The 19,206-nt window shown below is 71.7% G+C and carries 15 protein-coding genes and 1 pseudogene; 5 read left to right on the forward strand and 11 right to left on the reverse strand.

The features are described 5' to 3' along the window. The first annotated feature begins 159 nt into the window (after positions 1-159). Positions 160-2,205, forward strand: a complete 2,046-nt coding sequence (locus tag Asi02nite_RS19785; protein WP_203715002.1) for a BNR-4 repeat-containing protein — start codon at positions 160-162, stop codon at positions 2,203-2,205. Positions 2,206-2,758: 553 nt separating this feature from the next. On the opposite strand, the gene Asi02nite_RS19790 is transcribed toward Asi02nite_RS19785, so the two are convergent. From Asi02nite_RS19790 to Asi02nite_RS19800, 3 genes are all read right to left on the reverse strand, one after another. Then, the gene (locus Asi02nite_RS19790; RefSeq protein ID WP_203715003.1) at positions 2,759-3,961 is read right to left on the reverse strand and encodes a hypothetical protein; all 1,203 of its coding nucleotides are present in this window, start codon (positions 3,959-3,961) and stop codon (positions 2,759-2,761) included. 91 nt (positions 3,962-4,052) lie between these two features. Next, positions 4,053-4,703, reverse strand: coding sequence for a hypothetical protein (locus Asi02nite_RS19795; RefSeq protein WP_203715004.1), 651 nt, complete (start codon positions 4,701-4,703; stop codon positions 4,053-4,055). 203 nt (positions 4,704-4,906) lie between these two features. Next, positions 4,907-5,434: a SigE family RNA polymerase sigma factor gene (locus Asi02nite_RS19800; RefSeq protein ID WP_203715005.1), complete on the reverse strand. Its 528-nt coding sequence runs from the start codon at positions 5,432-5,434 to the stop codon at positions 4,907-4,909. A gap of 237 nt (positions 5,435-5,671) precedes the next feature. Between Asi02nite_RS19800 and Asi02nite_RS19805 the strand changes: the two are divergent. After that, positions 5,672-5,824 (forward strand): annotated as a pseudogene (locus Asi02nite_RS19805) (transposase family protein); the annotation flags it as partial. A 576-nt stretch (positions 5,825-6,400) separates the two neighbouring features. Here Asi02nite_RS19805 and Asi02nite_RS19810 read toward each other — a convergent pair. The 6 genes from Asi02nite_RS19810 to Asi02nite_RS19835 form a co-directional block, all read right to left on the reverse strand. Next, complete coding sequence (locus Asi02nite_RS19810) at positions 6,401-7,600, reverse strand: DUF418 domain-containing protein (RefSeq protein ID WP_239126832.1); 1,200 nt, start codon at positions 7,598-7,600, stop codon at positions 6,401-6,403. 71 nt (positions 7,601-7,671) lie between these two features. Continuing rightward, positions 7,672-9,789, reverse strand: coding sequence for an ATP-binding protein (locus Asi02nite_RS19815; RefSeq protein ID WP_203715006.1), 2,118 nt, complete (start codon positions 9,787-9,789; stop codon positions 7,672-7,674). Beyond that, on the reverse strand, positions 9,782-10,489 hold the full coding sequence (locus Asi02nite_RS19820) for an alpha/beta fold hydrolase (RefSeq protein WP_239126833.1): 708 nt from the start codon (positions 10,487-10,489) through the stop codon (positions 9,782-9,784). Before Asi02nite_RS19820 ends, Asi02nite_RS19815 begins: the two co-directional genes overlap by 8 nt. A gap of 97 nt (positions 10,490-10,586) precedes the next feature. Beyond that, positions 10,587-12,341, reverse strand: a complete 1,755-nt coding sequence (locus tag Asi02nite_RS19825) for an FtsX-like permease family protein (protein ID WP_203715008.1) — start codon at positions 12,339-12,341, stop codon at positions 10,587-10,589. Between the two features lies 1 nt (position 12,342). Continuing rightward, a complete protein-coding gene (locus tag Asi02nite_RS19830) occupies positions 12,343-13,059 on the reverse strand; it encodes an ABC transporter ATP-binding protein (RefSeq protein ID WP_203715010.1) in 717 nt (238 codons plus the stop codon). Then, on the reverse strand, positions 13,052-13,588 hold the full coding sequence (locus Asi02nite_RS19835; protein WP_239126834.1) for a PadR family transcriptional regulator: 537 nt from the start codon (positions 13,586-13,588) through the stop codon (positions 13,052-13,054). The genes Asi02nite_RS19830 and Asi02nite_RS19835 overlap by 8 nt, the downstream gene beginning before the upstream one ends. Positions 13,589-13,667: 79 nt before the next feature. Between Asi02nite_RS19835 and Asi02nite_RS19840 the strand changes: the two genes are divergently transcribed. Next, on the forward strand, positions 13,668-14,621 hold the full coding sequence (locus tag Asi02nite_RS19840; protein WP_203715016.1) for an SDR family NAD(P)-dependent oxidoreductase: 954 nt from the start codon (positions 13,668-13,670) through the stop codon (positions 14,619-14,621). On the opposite strand, the gene Asi02nite_RS42355 is transcribed toward Asi02nite_RS19840, so the two are convergent. Next, positions 14,618-15,121, reverse strand: a complete 504-nt coding sequence (locus Asi02nite_RS42355; protein ID WP_275410368.1) for an SDR family NAD(P)-dependent oxidoreductase — start codon at positions 15,119-15,121, stop codon at positions 14,618-14,620. The genes Asi02nite_RS19840 and Asi02nite_RS42355 overlap by 4 nt on opposite strands. Beyond that, complete coding sequence (locus Asi02nite_RS42360; protein WP_275410369.1) at positions 15,103-15,564, reverse strand: SDR family NAD(P)-dependent oxidoreductase; 462 nt, start codon at positions 15,562-15,564, stop codon at positions 15,103-15,105. The genes Asi02nite_RS42355 and Asi02nite_RS42360 overlap by 19 nt, the downstream gene beginning before the upstream one ends. Before the next feature lie 157 nt (positions 15,565-15,721). Between Asi02nite_RS42360 and Asi02nite_RS19850 the strand changes: the two genes are divergently transcribed. Then, positions 15,722-16,951: a sensor domain-containing phosphodiesterase gene (locus tag Asi02nite_RS19850; RefSeq protein WP_203715018.1), complete on the forward strand. Its 1,230-nt coding sequence runs from the start codon at positions 15,722-15,724 to the stop codon at positions 16,949-16,951. A gap of 55 nt (positions 16,952-17,006) precedes the next feature. Further along, the gene (locus tag Asi02nite_RS42365) at positions 17,007-19,040 is read left to right on the forward strand and encodes a TPM domain-containing protein (protein ID WP_203715021.1); all 2,034 of its coding nucleotides are present in this window, start codon (positions 17,007-17,009) and stop codon (positions 19,038-19,040) included. Positions 19,041-19,206 lie beyond the last annotated feature (166 nt).

A 19,206-nucleotide genomic window follows, 5' to 3' on the forward strand; every position in this document is an offset into this window, starting at 1 on the left:
GACGCGTGAAGGCAAATTGTAAGCCGCGGCGGTGAAGCTGGTGGGCAACCGATCCGGTCCCGAGAAGGACCTGTAGCGCACAACACTGTGGACGGACGCGACACGGAGCCCGGGCGGCGCCGCACCTAGGCGTAGGCCTCGGTTGGGCAGCGGTCCAATGTGGCGTCACGCGATCCCACGGCTGGCCGTGCCACTGTCCGCATCCGCATCCCTCTGACCCCCACAGGAAGTGAGTCAGTGAATCTCTCTCCACCCAGAACGGGCACCCACCCCCGACGTGCGGCCCTGGTCAAGTCGACCGCCTTCGTACTCGGGCTCACCGTGATTCTCGGCACCGCATCGACCGGAGTCGGCTGGGCGGCCGACCCGCGCGTGGCGGTGACACCCAACGCCGGCCGACTGGCCGATGACATCCTTGATCCCACCGCCCATGCCCGCATCACCTATGAGGGTTCGGTCAACATCGCCAGCTTCCAGCAGGACGGGCTGTTGACCCACGGCAACTACCAGTACGTCGCCTGGTACCGGTCCGATGGCCGGGCGACCGTGTCCCGCCGCAGCTTGCCCGGTGGCAACTGGCAGAGTCTCGAGCTCGACGGGTTCCTCGACGCCAACGACTCGCACAACACGATATCGATGGCGGTAACGCCCAGCGACAACCGACTCCATATCGCGCTCGGCACCCACGCTGCGGCCCAGCTCTACATCCGCAGCGTTCCTGGCTTGGCCACCGGTAACGCGACCTGGTCGTCGCGTTCTTTCGAGGGGCTCCGCCGGGCACTGCCCGGCGCCAGCGGCGCGCCGACTACCTGGACCTACCCCCAGTTCGAGCTGGTCGGGGGCCGGATGCTGCTCACCTTCCGCGAGGGCGGCAGCAACAACGGGCGCCAAGCGCTCCTCCGCTACAACGACGACCCGGGCGGAACCTGGACTTTTCTAGGTCTTTTCACTGACTCCACCGGGTCCTACACGAGCCCGTTCGGCGCCAGTCCCAGCCGGAACATGTACCCGCACGGGTTCACGCGGAACCCGGTGAACGGCGACCTCGTCATGACCTTCACCTGGCGCGAGCAGAGCAGCGCATGGTGCCATCCGGGTGGGCTCGGCAACCACGACATCGGCTACGCCCGCAGCTCGGACGGCGGCCGGACCTGGGTCAACAACGGGGGCACCACAATCGGTACCACCGGCTCGGCCGACCGGATCGCGCTGTCCGACCCGCACGTCGTGGTGCCGATTCCGATCAATCAGGGCATGATCAACTCCGAGGCGCAGGCCTTCGACAGCACCGGCCGGATTCACGTGATGACGTCCCAGTTCAACGCTGCGGACCTTGCCAGGCTGGGCGGTTGCCACACGTCGACCTACACCCAACGCAAGCAGTACGCCAAGCCGTTCCACCACTGGCGTGAGGCCAACGGCACCTGGCGCACGATGGAGCTGCCTTTCTACAACAACAGCGCGGGGCGGACGAAGATCCTGTTCGATGCCCACGACACCGCCTACGTCGTGTTGCCGGACGGCCGCATCGTGGCCGCCACCGCGGCCACGAACTGGCAGGACTGGCGAGTCGTCTTCCAGGACTCCGCGGTGCGCCCGATCGCCGAACTGACCGTCGACCGGCAGCGACTGCGGCGGGACGGCGTTCTCAGCGTCGCCTACATCGAGCAGAGTGTTAACCACGCGCCGTCCGCGTTCCGGGTGGCGGACTTCCAGACCGCGCCGGGTCAGGGGAACCTGCCCCGGTCCACGGTCCCGGAAGCGGCTCCCGTTCCCTATCAGGGAAGCGCGCCTACCTTCCCGACCGCGACCGCCTCCAGCGCACAGCCGAACTACCCGGCCCCGCTGGCCGTCGACGGCTCCACCAGCTCCTTCTGGGTCAGCGCGGGCACCACCGAGGGTGCGGGTCCGCAGCCCTCTCGGCCGGAGACCCTGACCGTCAACTACGGGAGCGCACGCCGGATCACGGCGGTCACCGTGGTGCCGCGGGTGCCGTTCGGCCCAAGGGCGCTGACCTTGGAAGCCAGGGTCAACGGAGCGTGGCGAAGCCTGGGCGCGTTCAACCAGCCGGACGCGACCGCTACCTTCGACGTGGCAGACGTTGACGCCGACCAGCTCCGTCTCGTGATCACCGCGTCCTATGACGGAACCAAGCCGCCAGAACGAACCCGCAACGTACAGGTAGCGGAGGTGACGGCCAGGTAACCCGGAGGAGAGACGCGGATGTGACCGCCGAATGCGGGTCTGTAGGAACAACGGTGCAACTCCTGATCAAGGAGTTGCACCGTTGTCCTACCGTCTGAGTGAGGCCGAGGTCGCGGCCATTCTGGGCCGGCTCCCAGATGCGGCCTCCGCTAGATCCATACAATCTTGCGCCCCCATTCCCGGTGGAATGTGAAGGTAGGCCCTCGGCGAGGAACATGGACGTTGTCTTCGATCTCCCACGTCAGGCATACGGCCGCCGTCGACAGACGGGATCACGCGGATTCGCGACCGCGGCCGGAGCCGTCGCTGCCGAAGAGATCGCCCGCTGCCACAACAGCGGCGAGATCCCTCCAGCGGGCTCGGTCGCGGCGAGTTGCTGCCGCAGGACCAACGAACGGGACCTTCGCTGGCGGCCTCGTCGCCAGTTCACAGCGGGCCTCCCCAGCGGCTGAGGAAGGGAACGCAGAGAAAAACAACTACGATTACTGTCAGGATGATCGCAAGCACGGCCCTCACCGCTCACCGCCGAGGAGGACGCTTGACGGTAGCGCCGTCACACCAAATCGCCCGTCAAGAAAAGCGTCGCCATGGCGCACACCAGTGGCACCGACACCACAGCCAAGCCCATCACGACTCCGGTTCGAAGGTGTCGCATCAGCAGCACGAGCGGCAACATCAGTGTGTGAGACCGATATTGAGACAAGTTTGCGCCCACCACTAAAGGCACAATGAGTAGCAGCGGGCCGTATACCATTGCCAACGTCCTATCAAGTGTCGTGACCTGTGCGCGCGAAGCCGGTCTAACTACGGCGATGAGGGCGAGCCCCACCATGCTGGCGCTAAAAAGCAGCTCGGCGGAGACTATGTGCGGAGATCGGTCGAGGAGCGCCAGTACGGTGCGCACTGGATTATTTACGCCGTGCCCGTAGTTACCCTGGATCGACAGGTAAGCAGTAAACCGTCCAGTAGTAAAGAACAACAAGCCAAAGACGGCAAATGTTCCAACGCTAACCGAGCCTGCAACGTATGCCGCAGGGATGATCTGTCGCCAGGTCCTGTTCGGTGCGAGAAAGAAGAACGCAGCAGCGGCGGGCGCAAGAACCGCTGCGAGCGGGTACGCCATAGCCGCCGCGCCGCCTGCCAATCCTGCGATTGCCCAGTGGCCGCGTGTCAGCAGTGTGAAGGTGATCATTGTGAGCAGTACAGTCAGCGACATGGGAAATGTGGCATGGAAATACACACTGCTCGGCAATGCTGCCGCAACCGTCAGACAACCGAGATTTGCTGCGTTGACCCTAGCGTCAAGCAGCCGCCAAACAGCAACAAGAACCCCCAACGCGCACACCTCGGCCAGCAGCACGCCAGTAACGTCCAGGCCAAGCCCGGTGATTCTGGAAAGTCCATTGAGGACATAAGGAAAGAGGGGGAACCACCCTGCATTGCCACAGAGAGAACCTGCCGTTCCCACTGAGGGATTGATTTCTGAACAGGGCGCCGCATAGTAGCCATTGTGTGCGATGTCGAGATAAATACCGCCGTCCCACCGAATTCGAGACGCGGTGTCCAGCCAGTCGAAATCAGCCCTGGTTGCAGCCAACGCAAATACCAGATGCCTCGCCAGATAGGCGCCCACCGGAAGCAAGAACCAAGAACGAAGAAATCTGGAAACTTCTTGTGATTGTCTTGGAGTTGGTTGGGTCTCACTTAAGTAGATCGGACAGTTCGCCAAACCTGGTTCGCTGCGATCGGTACGCACGGACGGTCCAGCGCGCAATTGATTTCCTCCGGAAAGCTGAGAACGCTGCGACGTGCCCGTTCGACGGACTTCTTCCCGCGGATTTGCACCTTCAGGAAGGGGTGCTGATGGCGGGCTCGGGATCGCTATTCGTTGGTCGTCCCTCATCGTCAATGGGTGCCTGCACCCGGCCACCCAACCGTGAGAGTTCCTCCCCCACGACGGGGCCCTTGCTGGTAGCCGTTCCCAGCACGTTGCCGCCGGCAGCGTACGCCGTAACGGTGATTGACCCAGGCCCGGAGTAACCGTGGGCCGTCAGGTATGCCTCTTGCGGAAGAGGTTTACCGTCGCGTACGACCCAGAACAGAGTCCAGCCTGTCTCCCCATTTGCAATGATGGCGGCGTCGGATGTTTTTCCCTCCGATCCGACAGTGATGCGCTGCGCCGAGCCGCTGAATACCCCAACATCGAGCAGTTTGCCCGGTCCGAGGGGGAGTTGGGAGCTATCGAACCGATGACTCGAATGATCAGGACGCTTGCCGCTGATGTTGCCGTCGGCCGCGCGGGAGAGAACCGTCGTATCCCAGGAAACGACCATGGAGGTGGCCGAGTCACGAAACGCCACGGTCAGCGCAGGGTTCTCTCGTGTGCCTGCAAGGCCGAAGACGACCGCGTATTCGTTGCGCCCCGCTGTAAGTACAGCGCCGGTATCGACGCTTTCGCCTAGGAACGCGGGGCCATCAGTCGGTGAGATGGCCGTCACCGACCCGCCGACCCGCCCTACCTCCATGATTACGGATACAACGGGGAAGGCCAGGGCGCACACTGCCAACACGACTGACGCGGCCACTGCACGTCGTCGCCGCTGAATCTGACGGCCTCGCTGGCGAACGGCCGTTAGATCAATTGAACCCGCGACTATTACGGACCCCTCATTAAGCGCGTCCCGCAGGTCTTGGATCTCTCTCATCTTCCCTCCCGTTGGCTCGCGGAGACCGTCATGTCATCGGTTTTGAACTCGTGCGAAACACGCAGTTTGGCTAAGGCGCGTGCGTTGGTGCTCTTGACCGTTCCGAGTGAAATGCCGAGTTCACGGGCCGTTTCTTGTTCAGTCAGGTCGGCAAAATAGCGCAATATTACGACGCCGCGCTCACGACGAGTTAGCTCGCGTAACGCACGAGTTACGGTGTCACGATCCAAGACGTGGCTGTCATGGTCAGGAAGACCTATCTCCGGCAGCCGCTCGGCGGGTATCTCCGGTCGCCGCTTGCGTCTGCGCCACCAATCTGTGTGCAAGTTGACGATCGTTCGCCGCGCGTAACCGAATGCGTCGTCCGTGCGCACGCGGCCCCATGCCACATAAAGCCGTGCAACTCCCTCGGAAACGAGGTCATCGGCGGCCGACTGGTCACCGCCGCACAGCAGGGTGGCGAACTGCACCAGGCGGTAACCGTTGCCGCGGACGAACTCATCGAACCCGTCGTCGTCTCGCACAGACCCACCGTCCTTCCTTCTCCTTTAGTACGACGGCAGCGGTGCGGATGGTTGTGCGAGCGGGGGCACGCGACCAGAAAACCTTTCAGCGGGAGCCGGCGAACCGTCGTCCCGCGTCACGCAGACGGCTGCCGTCGACAGATGAGGCGACGCGGATTCGCGACCACGGCCGAGGCCCTCGCCGCCGAAGAAATCGCCCGCGGTGACAGCACCCCTCCAGCGGGCTCGGTCGCCGGTGAACGGGTGCTGCCGGTCGCCGCGTACTGGCGCACGAACGTGACGGTGCGACCGATCGGCCTGCTGCGCGAGGTCTCGCACTCGGCCGCGCACCGGGTCATCGACACCCTCGGCCCGCTGCTCGCCCTCGCACCCGTCCGCCGCCGGCCAGTCACCTACATGACGAGCTGGAAGGGGTTCATTGCTCAGCTGCAGTGCCAGACGACCGGTGCGGTGCCGCCGGGCCTGTGCCGATGCCGCGTTGCCGGCGATGATCTGTCCGTCGAGGCTGATCCCGTAGAGAGGCGTGTCAAGGGAAGCGGTGTTGTCGTCGAGACGGCGCAGTGTCAGCGTCTGCGGTCCGCCGAGCAGCACTGCACGTCGACCGTGACCCTTGGCGGTGATCTGGCCGTCGGTGCTGACCGAGGCGCCGCACGGCTGTGGTGAAGGGCGGCGACTGCCGGTCAGTTGGGGGGCGCCGAGAAGAGCTGTTCGACGTTGACGACTCCGGTGTGGGAGTGGGGCGGCACCTCGCGCTTCGCCTCCACACCGTGTCGTCGCGTTCCGGTGCTGCGTCTCACGTCTCCAGGGTGACGCTCACCCGCACCACGGCCGAGGTCGTCCGCACCACGATCAGGCGCCCGTTGCCGGCGGCGATGTGGCCCGCCGAGTCCTAGATGGCCCCGGACGGCGTGACGTCCGGGTCGTGGCCGGCGTCGCGGATGACGACCATCGACCGACGGACCGATGTCAGGCCACGAACGGCGGCCGGCGCCATTCCGTCCACGCGCGCAGGAGCCACTCGACCGGGCCGTACCGGAATCTGGCCATCCAGGCCCGGCTCACCACCAACTGTCCGCAGTAGACGACGATCGCGATGCCGATGGCGGCAGTGGGGCTGACCGTGCCGGCCAGGCCGAGCCCGACGCCGCTGAAGATCAGCACGGCGACCATGGACTGGCCCAGGTAGTTGGACAGCGCCATCCGGCCGGCGGGCGCGAGGGCGGCCACGATCCGGGCACCGCGCGGACCGTGGAAGAACCGCAGAGCGGTCGCCACGTACGCCGCGGCGAGCAGGGGAGCGGTGAGGATGCTGATGAGCAGCCCGGTCACGTTGTGGGTGCCGCCGCCGGCGGCGAAGACGATGCCACCGGCGATGCCGATCGGGTAGCCGACACGCTGGATGAGCCGAAGCTGCCGCTGGTAGGCGGTGGTGTCGGCGAGCGCCCGCCGCCGCCCGGCCGCCAGCCCCACCAGGAAGGCGAACAGGGCGAGCGGGCCTTGCACCGCCAGCGCCGACAGCATCGCCGGCATCGACCGCAGGTGCTCGCCGACGAGCGAGCCCAGGCCGCCGCGCAGTGCTTCGGTCGAGGCCGCGCCCGCCGCCTGGGCCGCGGCCGGGTCGGGGACCAGGTCGACGCCGCCGACGGCGGTCAGCGCGATCGCGAAGGCCACGACGCCGGTGATCACCGCGCCCGTGACCAGGGCCGTGCGCTCCCGTGTCCGGCGCATACCGAGCAGCACCAGGCCGAGCAACGCGTACGTGGTGAGAATGTCGCCCTGGAACAGCAGGACGGCGTGGACGAGGCCGATGGCGAACAGCCCCGCGAGCCGGCGGAGGAACCGCGGCGTGAACTCGACGCCGCGGCGCGCGGCGGAGTCCATCTGCAGGGTGAAGCTGTAGCCGAACAGGAAGGAGAAGACGAGGTACGCCTTCATGGTGACGAGGACGTCGACCAGCCGGGGGAGCAGCATCTCCAGCCCGGAGGCGTACTGGGGATCCGGCACCAGATGGAACGGGTAGCCCGACGCGAAGTAGGCGATGTTCACCACGAAGATGCCGAGCAGGGCGAGCCCGCGCAGGGCGTCGACGCCGGCGATCCGGTTGTCGGCCGGCGAGGCGCTAGCCACCCGGACGTTCTGCTGCGCGCGCTGCGGAAAGTTCGGCACGCTCCACACGCTAGGCAGCGCCGGTGCGGGTGGACAGCCGGTTGGCAGGCCGGTCGCGGGTACCGCTGGCCCTACCTCGTCAGTCCTCCGGTGCGGCCGGGGAACGTTCGGGCCGCTGTATCGGGGTCACCCGCACCGAGCGCGATGATCCCCGTCCGACTGCGGCACAGCGCGCGCACCCAGGCCCGGTGGGTGCCTTCACTCAGGCGCCGGGACTCCGCCTGCAGCGCGGCGGCCCGGTCGGGCGCACCGTGGCGCAGGGCGATCGCGCCCAGGATGCCCGCGGCGAGTGCCCGGTCGCCGTCGTCGCCGCGTTCCCCCAACAGCGACCGGGCCCAGGTGAGCGCGGCCTCCGCGCGTTCCAGGTCACCGCTCACGAACGCGGTGGCGCCGGTGCCGAGCGCCAGGTGCGCCGCCGCCCCGTCACCGAGGTCGGTCGCGTGCGCGGCGATCCGGTCCAGGTAGCGCGCGCTCTCCTCGAGGTCGCCGTTGCACCACCAGAACACCCAGATGGCCCAGGCGAGGCGGACGGCGTCGGCCCACTGGCGTTCGTCGACGAACCAGTTCATCGTCGCGTGCAGGTTCTCGTGTTCGGTCTCCAACCGCGCGAGGGCCGACGGTTCGCCGCCCAGCAGCGGTTCCAGCCGTTCGGCGAGCCCGAGGAAGTAGCGCGCGTGCGCCTGGTGCGCCGCGCGCCAGCCGCCGCTGTCGCGGAGCCGGTCCAGCGCGTACCCCCGGATGCTGCCGAGCATCCGGAACCGCCGCTCGCCGTGATGCTCCACCTGCTTGACCAGGCTGCTCTCGATCAAACCGTCGAGTGTGTCGACGGCGTCGATCCCGAAGATTGACTCGACCGCCGCCAGGTCGAAGCCGCCCGCGAACGCCCCGAGGTGGCAGAACAGGTGCTGTCCGGGCGGGTCCAGCAGGTGGTGGCTCCAGTCGATGGTGTCGCGTAGGGTGCGCTGCCGCACCGGGAGGTCGCGGGCCCCGCCCCGCAGGCAGCCGAAATCACCGCGCACCCGGTCGAGCAGGGCGGACGGCTGCAGCACGCGGACCTTCGCCGCCGCGAGCTCGATGGCCAACGGCAGGCCGTCGAGGCGCCGGCAGATCTCGGTCACGGCCGCGACGTTCTCCGGTGTCAGCGCGAAGTCCCGCCGGGCGGCCCGGGCGCGGTCGACGAAGAGCCGGACCGCATCCGTCGGTGCGTCCAGGGAGTCGGCGCCCGTCGCGGGCAGCGGCAGCGGGGCGACCTCCACCGCGTGCTCGCCGGTCAGCCGCAGCGGGGCCCGGCTGGTCACCAGCGCCGTGACCCCGGGCGCCGACCGGAGCAGGTCACTGACCACCGGGGCGGCATCGGCGACGTGCTCGAAGTTGTCGATCACGAGCAGCAGTGCACGGTCGCGCAGGTGAGCCTTGACGTCGTCGACCGGAGGCCGGCTCGTGCTGGTGTGCACGCCCAGCACCTGCGCCAGCGCCGCGCCGACGAGCTCGGGTGTGGTCACAGTGGACAGTTCGACGAACCGGACGCCGTCCGGGAACGCCTGGGTCAGCTGCCCGGCCAGCTCCGCGGCGAGCCGGGTCTTGCCGACCCCGCCCGGCCCGGTCAGCGTCACGAGCCGTACCTCGGCGGCGTTGAGCAGGTCTCCGAGCCGGCGCACCTCGGCGCCGCGGCCGACGATCGGGCTCGCCGGCGCGGGCACGGCCGCCAGCCGCGGATCGGGCTCCGGCGGCACCGCGGGCGCGTCGAACCGCTCGCTGAGCAGCCGGGCGAGGTCGTCGCGGACCAGGCGGTCCAGGTCCCCGGCGGCGCCGAAGACCCGGTACGACACGCGGGCGTCCCGCCGGATCCGCGCGAGCAGATCCGCGAGCCGCGGGTCGCGGTCCGGCGCGGGCTCCCTGACGTACACGAGCTTGGGCAGGTCGGCGGCGAGCGCGAACTCGCCGTCGGCGGCGTCGCCGTGGGCCTGCCAGTAGACGCCCACGAACACCTGACTCTGGGCGAGATAGGCGCGGTGGATGTCGCGGACCGGGTGAGGCCGCGCGCCACTCTCGGCCAGCACGGGGATCAGCCGGAGGCCTAGCACCGCGTCCTTGACGGCCGCGCGTTCGACGGCGAGTTCGTCGAGAGTGGAGCTGACGTAGACGCGGAGCCGGTTGTCGGGCGTTCGGATGGGAAGTGCGTCAGCCACTGCACTCGGCCGCCGCGTCGAGGATGAACCGGGCGACCGCCTCCGGCTCGGAGACCGGCAGCGCGTGCGAGGCACAGGGCACCTCGACCGTGGCGCGGGCGCCGGCGCGCTCCGCCATCAACCGCGCGGCCGCCGCGGGGATGGCACGGTCGAACTCGGGATGGATGAACCAGGACGGGATCGTCCGCCAGGCGGGCTCGCCCGACCCCTCGGTCAACGCGCGCGTGTTGAGCGGCCGCTGCGCGGCGGCCTCGACGGCGGCCTGTTCGGGGGACAGGTCGGCGGCGAAGTGCTCGTGGTACTCGTCCCGCTCCACGTACATGTCGGACGTGCCGTCGGGCAGCGGCACCTCGAGCAGGTGCTCCCCGAGCGTGGCCCCGCCGAACTTCAGGGTGAGGTCCGGGACGTTCTCGCCCTTCTCCGGCGCGAGCCCGGCCACGAAGACCAGCGCCTTGACGTCGTCGTTGCCGACGGCGGCATTGGAGATCACCGCGCCGCCGTACGAGTGCCCGACGAGCACGATCGGGCCGTCGACGGTGGCCAGCAGGGCACGGACGCTCGCGGCGTCACCCGTGAGGCTGCGGAGGGGGTTGGGTGCGGCGATCACGGTGTGACCGGCGCTCAGCAGGCGGGTGATCACCCCGCTCCAGCTCGCGGACTCGGCGAACGCGCCATGGACGAGAACGACGGTGGGTTTCACGATGCTGCTCCTCACGCCTCGGCGTGCACCATCCAGCATGCAATATATTGCGTGCTGACAGAGAGCGACAACGTGTGTACGACCACAAGCCCAGGGGCTAGGTCCGCAAGGTCTCCATCACCGGGCGGCGGGCGGCGACCAGTGCGGGCACCGCGGTCAGCGCGGCCACGGCCGACAGCACGCCGAGCGCGGTGGCGAGCAGCCACGCGACCGGTGGGTACGCGATCTCGTCCCGGCTGACCAGCGTGAGCAGCCCGAGGCCGGCCGGCACGCCCAGGGCGGCACCGGGAACGGCGGGGAGCACCTGGGCCACCGCGAGGCCCACGCTCGCCTGCGCGGGCGTGGCACCCAGCGTCCGCGCCACCGCCAGCGGCTGCCGGGCGTCGAGCACCGCGGTCCAGGTGCTGACGATCGCGTTGACGAGCGCGAGCCCGCACAGCGCGACCATGACGACGACCACGGCCTGGTCCTGCCGCTCGCCGCGAGGGTTGGCGAGCGCGGTGTAGCCGAGGTCGAAGTGCTCCACCCGGCCCCGGAGCACCAGCAGGCCCACGAGCGCGGTCGTCGTGATCAGGGTGTTGACCATGACCAGCCGGGCGCGGCGCGGGCGGCGGGCGTTGATCCGCACTCCGATCAACAGCGCGGTGGGCAGCCGCCGGGACAGCCAGATCCGCCACCGCCGGCGGCGGGGTGGCGTCGCCGCGTCGGCCAGCGCGTGCACCGTGCTGGTGGCCGCGGCCCGCACCACCGGCACGAGGGTCGCCGCCACCGCGATCGCGAGGGCGAGGACCGTCACGGCGATCACCGTACGCAGCGCCGGCGGTTGGGTGTTGATGGTGCCGATGAGCCCGGCGCTCGGGCGGATCAGCACCGGAGCGGCGAACCAGCCGGCGGCCAGGCCCGTGGCGGCGGCGGTCAGCCCGATCGCGAGGTACTCGGCGAGGTGGACGGCGGCGATCATCGCCGGTCCGGCGCCGACGGCCTTGAGCAGGCCCACCCGGCGGCGCTGGGCCATGATCCGGCCCGCGACGACACCGGCGACGCCGGCCAGCGCCAGGCCGCTGAGCAACCAACCGCCGACGAGCAACGTCAGCCGCGCGTCGCCGTACAACCGGCCGTTGAGGTCGCCGATCGACTGCCAGGTCCTGAGGTCGGGGCCGAGGCGGTAGGCCGCGCTGGCCGCCGGGTCGGCCAGCGTGAGGTTCAGCGTGTAGGACAGCGGCCGTCCGTCCGCGAGTCCGGCGATGTCCCGCTGGTCGACCCAGATCAGCCCGCCGCGCTCGACCAGGACGCTGCCGGGATGATGCCACCCGGCGTACGGATACGTCGGCCGCGCCGCGGTGACGGCTGTCCCCGTCACCCGCATCGGACGGCCCTCGACGCTGACCGTGTCGCCGGTGCTGATCCGCAGCGCGTCGGCGAAGGCCCGCTCGACGACGACACCGCCGGGGCGGACCCAGACGCCGTCGGTCACCGCGGGCCGGTCGACCGCCGCGGGCGCGGCGTCCCGGCCCTCGACGACGACGTGCGCGGTCGCGTCGTGCGCGGTCATCGTCAGGTAGGCGACCGGGAACGGTCCACTGTGGTTGGTGACGCCTGCCTCCGCCGGCCACGGTGCGAGGTCGTCCAACGCCGCCCGGCCGGTGGACAGCGGTGTCCCGACCACGTCCGGGCCCGCGGTGGCGGCCCGGGTCTGCGCGTACGGCCGGTCGGCGACCTCGCTCAGCGTCAGGCCCAGCGTCAGCGTGGCGGTGGCGGCGGTGATGGCGACGAGCAGCAGCAGGGTCTCGGTCCGCCGGCGGCGCAGGTCCCGCAGCAGCAGCCGGCAGACCAGCAGGAGGCGACCGGCCATCTCAGCGGCGTCCACCGTAGACGGTGCCGGCCAGCCGCGTGTCGTCGGCGAACGCGCCGTCGCGCATGGCGACCACCCGGTCGGCGACCGCGGCGATGCGGGCGTCATGGGTGACCACCACGAGCGTCTGGCCCGCCGCGCGCAGGTCCTCGAACAGTCGCAGCACCTCCAGCGTCGCGGCGCTGTCGAGGTTGCCGGTGGGTTCGTCGGCCAGCACCACCTGCGGCTCGTTGCTGAGCGCGCGGGCGATCGCGACACGCTGGCGCTGGCCGCCGGACAACGCCGACGGCAGGTGTGTGGCCCGGTCGGCGAGCCCGACCCGGTCGAGCAGGTGCAGCGCCCGCTGCCGGGCCCGGCGCGGCGGCCGGCCGGCCAGCAGCGCCGCCAACTCGACGTTCTCCACCGCGGTGAGCTCGTCCATGAGGTGGAACGACTGGAAGACGAAGCCGAGGCTGTCGCGGCGCAACCGGGCCAGGGCGCGCTCGCTCATCGTGTCGATCCGGTTGCCGGCCAGCCACACCTCGCCGGCGGTGGGGCGCTGCAACCCGCCCAGCAGGTGCAGCAACGTGGACTTGCCGCAGCCGCTCGGCCCCATCACCGCCAAGGTCTGCCCGGCCGGCACGTCGAGGTCGACGTCGTCGACCGCGCGCACCAGCCCGCTGTCCCGGCCGTACCGCCTGGTCAGTCCGCGTGTTCGCAACACCGTCGGGTCAGTCACGCCTGGTCCACACCCTCTCGCACGCTTCCAGCCAGTCCAGGTCGGCCCGCAGCCGGAGCACCACGCCCTCGAGCAGCAGGCCGGCGACCGGGTCGACCGACCGGTCGAGGGCGGCCCGCTGCGCGTCGCGCAGGCGGCGCAGCACCTCGCGCCGCTGCGTGTCGACCAGTGCCACGGGATCGGCCAGCCCGGCGGCCGCGGCGGACACGAGCTTGAGGTGGAACTCCGTGAGGTCCGGCTTCGGCCAGCTCACCTCGGTCAGCCAGGCGGTGACGCGCTGCTGCCCCGCGGGGGTGAGCGTGTGGACCCGGCGGTCCGGCCGGTCGGGCAGACCCGCGGACCGCTCCGCCGTCACCAGCCCCGCCCTGGCCAGTCGGCCGAGCGTCACGTAGATCTGCCCGGCGTTCATCGCCTCGCCGAGCGGACCGAGGGCGGCACGCAGGCGCGTACGCAGGTCGTACCCGTGTGCCGGCTCCTTCGCCAGCATCGCCAGCACCACGTCCTGCATCGGCACCCCCTCCGTGATCATCTATAGATAACGGCTAGCTATGCGCGCTGTCAACCGCGTCGGTTCGAGTAAGTTCCGCGCCACGGGGTAGGCCGGACGCATGGCGGAGAAGACCCGAGTGGTGGTCGTGACCGGTGCGTCCAGCGGGATCGGCCGGGCCACCGCGCTGGCGTTCGCCGCGCGTGGCGACGAGCTCGTCCTGGCGGCGCGGTCCTCGGTGGCGCTGCAGCGCATCGCGCGTGACTGCCGGGCGTTGGGCGCGCGCGTACGGGTCGAGCCGGTCGACGTCAACGACGCCGCGAGCCTGCGTGCCCTCGCGGCCGCGCCGGAACGGATCGACGTCTGGGTGCACACCGCCGCGGTGATGGCGTACGGGCGGTTCGAGGACCTGCCCCCGGACGTCTTCGAGCAGGTCGTGCGGACCGACCTCCTCGGTGCCGCGTCCACCGCGCGCGAGGCCCTGCGGCGGTTCCGCGCCCAGGGATCCGGGGTGCTCGTCCTCGGCGGCTCGGTCCTCAGCTTCGTCGCCGCGCCCTACATGAGCGCGTACGTCACCAGCAAGTGGGGACTGCGTGGGCTGGCGCGGGTGCTGCAGCAGGAGACCCGCGACGCCCCGGCCATCCACGTCTGCCTGATCGACCCGGGTGGCGTCGACACGCCGATCTACCGCAGCGCCGCGAACTACACCGGCTGGATCGGTCGGCCGCCACCGCCCGTCGACCCGCCCGAGAAGGTCGCCGCGGCGATCGTCGGCCTGGCCGACCGGCCGCGCCGCGCACGGTCCGTCGGGCTGGCCAACCGCTTCATGCGCATCGGGTTCGCCGCCATGCCTCCGGTGTACGACCGGCTCGTCGGCCCCCTGATGCGGCGCGCCGGCCTCTCCCGCGATCCCGTCGAGGCGCACACGGGCAACGTCTTCACGCCCCTGCCGAACCTCGACGACACCACCGCCGGGTGGGGTCGGCACTGGCTCCGGCCGGCCGGGGTGGCCGCCGTGACCGCGGTCGCCGCGGCCGTCGGCTGGCGGACGGTCGCGTCCCGCCGGTCGTCCTAACCGGACCGGGCCGCCTGCTCCCGTCCCCACCACTCGCCGAGGCGGCGGCGAAGCCGACCCCGGCGGTATCCACCGTGGACGGTGCCGGCCGGCGGGGAGTCGAAGAGCGCTCCGGAGCCGTGCGCGGCTCGGGTCGGGCGGATGAGCCCGATCGCCGCCCACCAGCCGACCAGCGACTCCGTGAGGCGCGGCGCCACCCGGTGGGAGGCCAGGATCGCGTACGAGACCACCCCGACCGTCGTCTGCCGGCGCGGGCTGCGGGCCTGGGCGAGGATCGCGGCCGCGAGGCGTTCCGGCGCGTACGCCGGCGGGATCGCGCGCAGCTCGTGGCCGGCGTGGTTGGCGGCCCGCACGAAGAACGGCGTGTCGACCGGCCCCGGCAACACCAGGCACACGTGGATGTCGCGCTCGCCGGCGACGGCCTGCCGCAGGTTCAGCGCCAACCCGCGGACGGCGAACTTGCTCATCGAGTAGAGCGGGATCATCGGGTTGAAAAACACGACAGCAACGATCCGACGATGACGAGTACGCCGCTTCCCTGGCGCCGGAACGCGTTCAGCGCGGCGCGGGCGCACAAGGTGGTGCCGAGGACGTTGACGTCCACGAGGCGGCGGATCTCGTCCACGGATTCCGAGCCGAACGGTCCCGCGATGCCGACGGACGCCGCCTCGACCCAGACGTCGACCCGCCCGTAGTGCTCCTCCGCCCGCGCCGCCAGCCGGTCCACGGCCGCCGGATCGGCGATGTCGGTGGGCACGACCAGCACCTGCCCACCCCGGCCCCGGCACTCACGGTCCACGTCGGCGAGCGCGTCCGCGTCGCGCGACACGAGCACGAGCCGCGCGCCGGCGGCCGCGAAGGCCCGCGCGGTCGCCCGGCCGATGCCGCTGGACGCGCCGGTGATCACGACAACGGCGTCCTGGATGGTCCTGCGCCTACGCATCACAACGGGTACCCGCGTCGACCCACGGAAAACTCGACACCATCGATCCCGTTCGGCACTGCCGGTGCGTACGACCGCAGGGGTCCCAGCGGTGTCGGACAGCGCGCTGACCAGCCGGTAACGTCGGTCAGGCACGATCCACCTGCGGGGGTGCGGTATGGGAGCAGTGGTCGGCGCGGGGGGCATCGACGCGATCCTGGCTGGCCGGGCGGTGTCGAGCGTCTACCAGCCCATCGTGGACCTGGCCCGCGCCGAGGTCGTGGCCTACGAGGCGCTGGCCCGCGGGCCCGCGGAGACCCCCTGGCACAGCCCGCAGACGCTGCTCGACACCGCGCGATCCGTCGGCCGGCTCGGTGAGCTCGACTGGGTCTGCCGGGCCGCCGCGTTCCACGGCGCGTTCGCCGCCGGGATCCCGCGCGCCCTGCCGCTGTTCGTCAACATCGAGCCCGTCTCGGCGCGGGTCGACTGCCCGGCGGACCTCCAGCCCGTCGTCGACCGGGCGACCGACGAGTTGCAGGTCGTCGTCGAGGTGACCGAGCGGTCGGTGACCGACGACGTCGCCGGCCTGCTCGCGGCGCTGGACGAGTGGCGGTCCGGCGAGAACCGGGTGGCGCTCGACGACGTCGGCGCCGACGCGGACAGCCAGGCGATGATGCCGCTGCTGGAACCGGACATCATCAAGCTCGACAAGGCGGTCACCCACGACCTGACCACCCCGCAGGCGGTACGGGTGGTCGACGCCGCGCGCGCGGAGGCCGCCCGGACGGGTGCGCTGATCCTGGCCGAGGGCATCGAGACGGCCGGCCAGCTCACCGCGGTCCGGGCGGCCGGCGCGACGCTCGGGCAGGGGTGGCTGCTGGGCCGGCCCGGCCCGCTGCCGGCCACGTTGCGCCCGCCCACCGTGCCGCTGCCGCCCGGCCGTCCGATGCGACCGGTGCGGGGCACGACGCCGTACGAGGTGGCCTCGGCCGGGCAGCGGACCGAACGCGCGTCGCGCCGCGACATGCTCAGCCTGAGCCGGACGCTGGAGGAGCGCGGCATCGCCGCGACCGAGCCGACCGTCCTGCTGACGTCGTTCCAGGAGGCGCGGCGGTTCGACGACGCCACCCGGCGCCGCTACGAGGCGATCGCGCGGGAGGGCATCTTCACCGCCGCCTTCGCCCTGGACATGCCGGCCCGGCCGGCCGGGCGGGTACGCGGCTGCGACATCCCGCGCGGCGACCCCCTCGCGGGCGAGTGGACGGTCATCGTGGTCGGCAGCCGGTTCGCGGGCGGACTCTTCGGCCGCCAGCACGGCGCCGACAGCTTCGACCTCGTCACCTCCACCGACCGCGAGGTCGTCCTCGCGGCCGCCGCGACCCTCACCCGCCGGCTGCGCCCCGCCTAGGCCTGGCCGTTCACGGCGAGTCGGGGCGTTTCGGAACTAACCTGACCATGTGCCGATGTCACGCTCGCGCCGCGGCGCCGCCGCTGCCGCCCTGGTCTGGCTGGTCGTCGCCGCGCTGACGGTGCTGCCGGGCGGTGCGGCCCGGGCCGACCAGCCGCTGCGGCTCAACGAGCAGCTCACCGACCGGTCGGACGTGCTCGGCGGCCGGGCGGGCGAGGCGGCCGGCGCCCTGCAGCGGCTGCGGACCACGACCGGCCTGCAGCTCTTCGTCGTCTTCGTGCACACCTTCAGCGGCCGCGGCGCGCAGCAGTGGGCCGACGACACGGCGATCCGCAGCGGCCTCGGCGATCGCGACGCGCTGCTCGCGGTGGCCACGCACGACCGCGAGTTCGCGTACTCGTTCCCCCGGAACTTCCCGCTCAGCGACGCCGAGCTGGCGTCCGTGGCGGCGACCGCCATCGAGCCGCCGCTCGCCGCGAACGACTGGGCGGGCGCGGTCGTCGGGGCGTCCGACGGCTACGCGGCGGCGCTGGCCGGCCAGCCCATCCCGACACCCGCGATCCAGCCCGGCCAGCCCGACCCGACGGGCGGCGGGGGCGGGCGGGGCGCGCTCATCGGCGGGCTCGTCGCCGCGGGCCTCGTGGTCCTGGGCATCGGCGCGTTCGCCCTCTACCGGCGCCGCCGCCGGACCGCCGGCCGCCGCCCGGCCGCGGAACCGGCCGGCACACCGACGCCGGCGCTGCACGAGCGGGCCAACTCGCTGCTGGTCGAGCTCGACGACGAGCTGCGCTCCAGCGAGCAGGAGCTGGCGATCGCCCAGGGACAGTACGGCGCGGAGGCCACCGCCGGGTTCACGGCCGCGCTGGAGCGCGCCCGCGCCGAGGTGGCGGAGGCGTTCCGGCTGCGGCTGACCCTCGACGAGCACACCGGCGACGACGCCGCCACCCGGACCGTCCTCACCGAGATCATCCGGCGCTGCGAGGAGGCCGACCGGCGCCTCGACGCGGAGGCCGACGCGTTCGACCGGCTCCGCGAGATCGAGCCCAACGTGGAATCGCTGTCGGCCGGGCTCGGCCGCCGCGCCACCGCGCTGTCCGCCCGGCTGTCCGCCGCCGAGGGCGCGGTCGCGGACCTGGGTCGCCGCTACACCGGCCCGGCGGTGACGACGGTCGCCGCCAACCCCACGCAGGCCCGGGAACGGCTCGGCTTCGTGACCACGGCGCTGGCCCGGGCCGACGCCTCGGCCGCCGCGGGTCGCCGCCCGGAGGCCGCCCTGGCGGTCCGGGCCGCCGAGGAGGCGGTACGCCAGGCCGAGACGCTGCTGGACGGGGTCGACGAGGCGGGCACCAACCTGGCGGCCGCCCGGGCCGCCGCCGACGCCCTGCTGACGGAGATCGACGCGGAGGTCGTCGAGGCCCGCGCCGCCCGCCCGGATCCCGACGGCGCCCTCACCACCGCGGCCACGGCCGCCACCGCGGTGACGACGTCCGTGCGGGCCGGCCTCGGCGCGGACCGGACGGACCCCGCAGCGGACCTGCGCCGGCTGCAGGAGGCCGACGCCCAGCTCGACCGGGCCCTGGCCGCCTCGCGGGACCAGGCGCAGCGGGCGGCCCGGGCCCGGACGCAGCTCGGCCAGGCCCTCCCGGTCGCGCGCGCTGAGGTCGCGGCGGCCGACCAGTACCTGACGACGCGCCGTGCCGCGCTCGGGCCCCAGCCGCGCACGCTGCTGGCCGAGGCGCACCGCCAGCTCGCCCGCGCCGAGGCGCTCGCCACCGACGACCCCGGTGCGGCGCTGGCGGCGGCCCAGGAGGCCGGCCGGTTCGCGAGCGCGGCCAGCCAGGCCGCGTACGCGGAGGTCGAGTCCTGGCAACCGGGCCCGTGGGGCCAACCCCGCTACGGCCGCGGCGGCGTCGGCGGCGAGGCGCTACTTGGCGCGATGCTCGGCGGCATCCTCGCGGGCGGCGGCGGCCGCTACCGCTCCCGCTCCGCGGGCTGGGGCGGCGGCTTCGGCGGCAGCGCGACCCGCTCCCGCCGCACGGGCGGCGGCGGCTTCGGCGGCGGCCGCCGCGGCGGCGGCGGCCGCTTCTGACGAGACCCGACACGCACGGCCCCGACGTCGGGCGAACAACCTGGCCCGAACCCGGACCAGCGTCCTGCCGACCCGGTCCTGCCGACGGTCCCGGAAGCCGCGCGGTAGAGCCGATCCGGCGAGGCCGCCGCGTCGGTCGCCCCCGGCGGGCAGCTCCTGGTCCTGC

The organism is Asanoa siamensis (assembly GCF_016862555.1).
GTDB lineage: Bacteria > Actinomycetota > Actinomycetes > Mycobacteriales > Micromonosporaceae > Asanoa > Asanoa siamensis.

Coding starts and splice junctions, on each gene's coding strand:
- Asi02nite_RS19825 (WP_203715008.1), bottom strand. CDS start 12,341: ATGGCCGGTCGCCTCCTGCTGGTCTGCCGGCTGCTGCTGCGGGACCTG.
- Asi02nite_RS19835 (WP_239126834.1), bottom strand. CDS start 13,588: ATGATCACGGAGGGGGTGCCGATGCAGGACGTGGTGCTGGCGATGCTG.
- Asi02nite_RS19840 (WP_203715016.1), top strand. CDS start 13,668: ATGGCGGAGAAGACCCGAGTGGTGGTCGTGACCGGTGCGTCCAGCGGG.
- Asi02nite_RS42360 (WP_275410369.1), bottom strand. CDS start 15,564: ATGCGTAGGCGCAGGACCATCCAGGACGCCGTTGTCGTGATCACCGGC.
- Asi02nite_RS19850 (WP_203715018.1), top strand. CDS start 15,722: ATGGGAGCAGTGGTCGGCGCGGGGGGCATCGACGCGATCCTGGCTGGC.
- Asi02nite_RS42365 (WP_203715021.1), top strand. CDS start 17,007: ATGTCACGCTCGCGCCGCGGCGCCGCCGCTGCCGCCCTGGTCTGGCTG.